Annotated in this window: 3 protein-coding genes and 2 pseudogenes; all 5 read left to right on the forward strand. The window is 44.2% G+C overall.

Annotated elements, in window-relative coordinates; genetic code table 11:
* Positions 1–199, forward strand: a pseudogene (locus K5677_RS06945) (hypothetical protein); the annotation flags it as partial.
* A 228-nt stretch (positions 200–427) separates the two neighbouring features.
* Positions 428–985 carry an RNA polymerase sigma factor gene (locus K5677_RS06950; RefSeq protein WP_296726182.1) on the forward strand — a complete coding sequence of 186 codons (558 nt, stop codon included), beginning with the start codon at positions 428–430 and terminating at the stop codon, positions 983–985.
* Positions 969–3,281 (forward strand): hypothetical protein, encoded by a 2,313-nt coding sequence (locus tag K5677_RS06955; RefSeq protein WP_296726184.1) that lies wholly within the window; start codon positions 969–971, stop codon positions 3,279–3,281. The genes K5677_RS06950 and K5677_RS06955 overlap by 17 nt, the downstream gene beginning before the upstream one ends.
* A 354-nt stretch (positions 3,282–3,635) precedes the next feature.
* Positions 3,636–6,245: a CotH kinase family protein gene (locus K5677_RS06960; RefSeq protein ID WP_296726186.1), complete on the forward strand. Its 2,610-nt coding sequence runs from the start codon at positions 3,636–3,638 to the stop codon at positions 6,243–6,245.
* A gap of 627 nt (positions 6,246–6,872) precedes the next feature.
* Positions 6,873–7,181 (forward strand): annotated as a pseudogene (locus tag K5677_RS06965) (hypothetical protein); the annotation flags it as partial.

Genomic DNA, 7,181 nt, shown 5'->3' on the forward strand with positions numbered 1-7,181 from the left:
TATCAAGCAGGCTGCACAGAACGGCTCACTTGAGGGTGCTATCGTACTCTGCCACGAGACATATGCAAACACAGCAGCAGCTATGGAAGAGGTTCTTCCTTGGCTTGCACAGAATGGTTACCAGAACGTAAACATTTCTGACATGGCAAAGGCTCACGGCAAGACTCTTGCAGGCGGTCAGGTTCACACACGCGCTTGATCGGTTTGACATTATAATATCCGTTATAAAACTCCCGTACATTTGTGCGGGAGTTTTTTTATCTGCGTTGAAATACCGGGATATAGAGTTGAAAGAATGTCAGTACCGTGCTATAATTGAAATGAAAAATATTATTTTGAAAAAATTTCTGTTTTTTCTAAGACATTTGCCCTGCAAAACTCGTCTAATAAGTGAAAGGCAAATTATTTTCCGGAAAGGAGCCGTTCAATGGATAATGGTGCAAGTAGCTACAGCCGTTATCTTGTCGGAGATGATTCAGCTCTTGGAGACATTGTCCGTGAATATAAGGACGGTCTCACGATCTATCTGAATAGTTTTACCAATAATATTCATGACGCTGAGGAGCTCATGGAGGAGACATTCTTCAAGCTTGCTTACAAAAAGCCGAAATATACAGGAAAAAGCTCATTCAAAACATGGCTTTATTCTATTGGGAGAAATCTTGCTATCGACTATCTCAGGCGCATGAATAAAAAACGGGATACCTCGCTGGATGAGTGTTCTGATCTCAGCTCTGGGCTGGATATCGAGGAAAACTATATCAAAGAGGAACAGAAGCTGATGGTGCACAAAGCACTGAAAAAACTGCACAGCCAGTACAGTCAGGCTATATGTCTTACTTACATAGAAGGTTTCAGCAATTCAGAGGCGGCGTGTATAATGCATAAAAGCAGCCGACAGATGACAAATTTATTATATCAGGCAAAAAAAGCTCTCCGTGAAGAGTTGGAAAAGGAGGGGATAAAGTATGCGGGAATGGGATGAAATAACTCGTGATCTGCTCAGAAGACGAGACGAAAAGATAGCTCGGAAAAAGGCGCAGCTGCGCACCGTGAAAAAAACGGCGATGACAGCTCTGTGTCTTTGCGCAGCTGTTGCAGCAGGTACTGGGGTATGGAAAAATATGCCTGAGCGCACAAAACCGATTGGCAGCCATATCGAGTCGAGCACTGAAACTGACGAGCCGACTACAGTCTTCAATGAAACGCCATCTGTTACCTCATCGGTAAACAGCATTGGAGCTGTAACACAGGCAAATCAGCATATCGTCACAACTGCTGCGGTAAAAACAACATCTGCCCGTACTACTCTTACAGCAGCCTCCGTTTCTGCACAGCGGACCACTGCTGCGAATCCGTCAGCTCTTACGAACAGGCATGAAAACATAGTTACGACTGATATTTATGTATTACCGAATGAACCTCAATCTGACAGTGAAAGGAATGTTGTTATGAGAAAATTTCTGGCTGTTTTAGCAGCAACTTCAGCAATGGCAAATCCAATACTTGCAAACGCTTCACCTATAGTCCGCTTTGATCCGAAAGAGGATTATATGTATTCTGCTACATTAAATTACAGCAAGATCGAATCAGGCGAGCTTGATCCCGATTTCAACGGCGACGGAAAATTCGATATCTTCGATGCCCGTGACGCCTATGCGGCAAAAAGCCCTGATATGAACACCATTTACAATTATTATCTGCTCAATAACGGTATTGTTCCCGAGGATTTTGACGCTTACAGGTATAAGGATGAGAACGGCAGGGTATCAGATGATTCATGGCGTTTTATTGACTGGATCTCAAGTATGCCTCAGCCGAATATGAAATACGATTATGCTGTAAAGTACGATCGCGAGAATAACGTAAGTCTTGATTTCAATGAGGACGGCGTTGTAGATTACAAGGACTGCCTTGATTACTGGATGTTTGATAATTATCTGGTAGGCTATGTATTATGGAACCTTGACTTTGACATACGCGATGAATTTGCCGAGAAATACGGCGTTGATCCTGATAACAGAGGCTGGGCGATCGAACACAGACTGGATTCCATACTTGGAACCGAGTCCGAGGATATAGGCTTCTGCATTCCTGCCGATATGTTTTATCAGGACTTCCCCATGAAGGAGGCTACGCTGAAAAACTGCGCTAAGTATTACAGAGAGCACAGATATATCGGTCATAATTTCGATGCGGGCTCAGTCCTTGTTACCAAGGAGATCATAAACAACTATGATTTCACCGAGGAATGGCTTGATCCCGATAAATGCTATGAGTATCTCATCTCAAATGCCGACGAGAAATATCTGGACAATATACGCTTCAGAGAGTGTGTAGCTTGCATATCAGGACATGATGAAAAATTCACCAATTCAAAGGGTGAATTCTTTGAGAGGATAAAATATGAGTATGATTACATGGGCGAGGCAAGAGTTGACGCTATCGAAGCAGGTCTTGTAAAGTATGAGGACTACTGCGATATACTCAGCTGGCACAGCAACAATCAGAACTATATGTCAGCTACCTACCCCGAGTACGAAAAGGCTGTCAGGGAGGGCAGGACAGCAGCTCCAGATATGAACGCCGACGGAAAGCTTGACGATCTGGATATGGAGATACTTTCCGTCTGCTACAGAGTCATCACTGTCAAGGAGTACACTACAGACGAGGTCGTAGATACAGTAAAGCGCTGGTATGATCCTAATATGTTCTCACGCGCAAACAACGGCAGATACAACGTGAACTTTGACAGACCTGACTGGAATCCTGACGGCAACGTCATAGCTTCACTTGACTGCAACGAAAACGGTATTATCTGCGACGATTATGATGTTCTTTTTGCTGGTATCTATATCTCAAAATACGGCAATGTGGATTTTGATCTGTATAACGAATTCTTCGCATCAGAGATATATCAGGAGTATGAGAACAGAGACTGGAGATATTATGACCGTAATTCAGGCTTCTTCCAGGATTTGCCATACGGAGTTTACTATGATTACATAGTGTCGCTGGGCGATCTCCTGTTTGATATGGACAAGGCTAACAAAACCGAGCCGAAGGCTCCGAAAGCCGCTCCCTACAGAACAGGCGATGCAACTGCTGACGGCGATGTCAAGATGAACGACGTCGTATTGGTGATGCAGTCTCTCAGCAATCCAAATAAATACGGACTGTCATCAAGAGGCGAGTTCAATGCTGACGTAAATAATACAAACGACGGTATTACCCTTATGGACGCTCTTGTGATACAAAAGAGACTTCTTAATCTATGCTGAGGTGAATAAAAATTCAAAGCTGTCGGGATATGTTTTTCCCGACAGCTTTTTTTTGCAGTGCGCCTTGTCAGCTTTTGTGAGAAATAAAATGTCCTCAACAGCTGTTTTTAGTCGTTTATTGTTCGTAACTTTGTTCAGATGACGCAATTTCTTTATGTTTTTAGGGATTTGCGCATCGCATTCATTTATGTCATGCACATTTTGCCATTTCGGGCAAAACAAAGTGCAGGAGGAGCTGAACAGACATATTGATGAAAAACAGTAAAATGGCTGTTTTACCGCAAAAAAGGATTGAACTGGATAAAGTTATGTGATATAATAGATTTAATATTAATAAAATGAGAGGCGTATTATATGAAAAAATTTAAAAAATGGGGCGGCTTTGCGGCGGCGCTTCTTATGACAGCTTCACTGCAATACGCATTTCCGCGTACAATGGCTGTGCAAGGCGCTGACGGACTTTTTATAAACGAGGTCTGCACCCAGAACAAAAGCAGCTACACTGACAGTCTCGGCGGAGCCGCAGACTGGATAGAGCTATATAACAGCGGCAGCAAGGATATTGATCTGTCAGGCTTCGGTATATCTGACAGCGCAGATACACCGCTGAAATTCGTGTTTCCTTCGGGAACTGTCATAGAAAAGGGAGGTTATCTGCTCATAGCTGCCGATAAAAAGTCTGAGGGACTGAAAGAGCTTAACATCGGCTTTGGACTGAGCAAGTCGGGTGAAACGCTTATTCTTTCGTCGCCTGACGGTACAGCCATTCAAAGCCTTGAGGTGCCTGCACTTGCGGAGGACTCAACCTACGGACGCATATCTGACGGCAGCTTTGCGGTAATGCAGCCTACTCCTGCTTCTGCAAACAGAAGTGTACCTGCTGAGCCTGTATTCTCGCTGGAATCGGGCTTCTACAGCGCGGACAAGGTTAAGGAGCTGACTATCAGCTCATCTGACACTGTATACTATACTCTCGACGGCTCTGATCCCACGACCTCTGCAACAGCAAAGGTCTACAGCGGCGCAATACCGATGTATGACAGAAGTGCTGACGAGAATGTTTACAGCAAGTATCAGCATGAGGAAAACAGTGCCTATTCCATAACACCTACTCAGTGGTTTGAGGCCAATCCCGAAAAGATGGACAAGGCAACTATCGTCAGGGCGGTTTCAAAGGCGGCTGACGGTACTTTTGGCAGGGTGTCCTCAAAGACCTATTTTGTAATGAGCGATGACAAGCTGGATTATTACTCGGATATACCCGTAGTTTCACTGGTTACCGATCCTGACAATCTTTTCGGCAAGGATAAGGGCATATACGTGACCGGTCAGCAGTATCTTGACTGGCTCAAGACCAACGGCGCAGCAGGGATAGCTGCTAACTTCCTTTCAACAGGAAAGGAATGGGAGCGCGAGGCGGATATAACATATTTCAAGGACGGAGAGCTGGGCTTCTCGCAGAAAATGGGTATACGTATCAGAGGCGCATCGACGAGAAACAGTGTTGTAAAGAGCTTCAATGTCTATGCAAGAAGCGAATACGGCGATTCAAAGCTGGACTATAAGATAATTGACGACAATTATTCCGAAGCTGACGGCAAGAAGATTAAGCGCTATGATTCATTTGGCCTGAGAGCAGTATCATGGGCAGACAGGCTGAGAGAGCGTGTGGTAAATTCATCGATCCGCGATATGCCTGCACTTGCTACCTATGCAGGTGACAGATGTATGCTTTTTATTGACGGAGAGCTGTGGGGAATGTATGAGATAACCGAGAAAGCCTCGGATTACTACATACAGTCCAATTACGGCGTTCCTGCGGAAAATGTTACCATAATAAAGAATGGCGAGCTTGAAGAAGGTCCTGGTGATGAGCCGCTGAATCTACAGCTTCTGGGCGATTTCTGCCGTGATAATGACCTGACTGTTCCCGAAAACTACGAATATGTCGCTTCACAGGTAGATTTTGAGAGCATTATCGACTGCTACTGCACAGGTCTTTACCTCGGTACATGGGACTGGCCGAACTACAACTATCTCGTGTGGAGATACACAGGTGACGCAGTTGACGGCAATCCTTACAGCGACGGCAAATGGCGGTTCGGCGCATTCGATTTTGATTATTCTGTGGGACTTACCTATGATGATTTTGGCGATGTTGAGTCATATCAGCATGACAGCTTCACAAAAATGGACGGTGTTTCAGACGCTATCCCCACTGTGATATTTGCGGAGCTCCTCAAAAATCCCGAATTCAAGCAGATGTTTGCGGATAAATTCTATTCTTATGCATATTCTGTATTTGAGTCATCAAAAATGCTCAGAGAGCTTGACGACGAGGAAAGCAAATACCTGGACTATATTGCCATGACTGCATGGCGCTGGTGTGACGGAGCTCCCGAAACGGATTTTGACACGTTCATAGCAGAGCAAAAGAGCTATTATCACGACGAAATGGACGTAATGCGCACATTTTTTGCCAACCGCGCAGAATATGCTGTTGAGAATATGCAGAATTACCTTGGTATCCCGAATAATACTGCAACTGTTACCGTAACAGCGCAGGGAAAGGGAAGTATTTCCGTGGATTCGGCTGATACTGCACTTTCGGGAAATGTCTGGACAGGCTCTTTTGACAAAGGACAGAAGGTGACTATCACTGCCGTTCCTGCTAAAGGATACATTTTCTCAGGCTGGTCGGGAGCTGTAGACTCTGATTCTCCGACAATTACCGTTGATGCTGATAAGGCAGTAAAACTGGTCTGCAGCTTTAAGGAGGACTACAAGTCAGGTGATGTTGACATGGACGGCAAAATAAAGGTAGCTGACCTGCTTCTGATGTGCAAATACCTGCACGGAGGCGAAAGCTTCAGTCAGATGCAGTTCATGCTTGCTGATATGAATGAGGACGGCGCCGCTGACATATTCGACCTCGTTCTCCTGAGAAAGGAACTTCTCAAATAAGAATAACGGGTTACAGCTCCCTTCGGGGAGCTGTTTTGCTGTAAAAAAGGCTCTGCTGTCATACATTAAGCAAATTTACACGCTTGGCTGTGAGCAGGATAAGTTTTTATAGCATTGGCAATGAGATTCATGGACAATATCAACAAAAACAGATTTTTACATGATTTGATGAAATGTATGAACAAAATGTTGCTGAAATAGTTTGTGACAGTAAAAATAATGTCAAAATCCTTGTAAAAATATCATTATTTTGCGATGATATCAACCAATTATTGCGGACTAATAATCAAAAATTGCGGTGTTGTTAATAGCTTGTTTACTTTTCTCTTATAATATTGTATATTTACATTAAAGATATTAGACAATTATGCCATACATTAGGCATAATAACAGTTTTGGGTGGATTATTTAATGCAATGTTTCTTTCTGGCTGGGACATTCAGAAGTCAGCTGTACCCTCTCTTATACGTCAGCTTCTGCAATTAAACCAGAAAAGAATGTCCTGATTATCGTTACCGAGCGCTATTCAGGACTACAATAAAATTGATGTATCAACTAAATCTTGAATCTGATGCTTCGGCTGAATTTCAAGATACGATTGCTGCATCAATAGAAGGAGTGATTGAAGTGAAACTATCAAAAATGAAGAAGATCATCAGCGGAACCGTATCTGCAATGATGATCGCAGCGTCCGTTCCACTTGCAGGTCATGCAGGAGGTTTTAATTTCGGCGGTGATAACGGCGGCATGACATGGGGCGGCTGGGGGAACAACGGCGGACAGCAGCAGGGCGGCATGGATTGGAGCGGCTTTGCAGGCGGCTTCGATACCAACGGAAACGCTAATATCGGCTCAGATGCAGGAAACGGCGGTAATGCTCAGTCAGGTCTGAATGCTAAGATCAAGGGCGATATGCCTACTACGGTTCCGGGCGGA

The sequence above is a fragment of the Ruminococcus sp. genome (assembly GCF_024684275.1).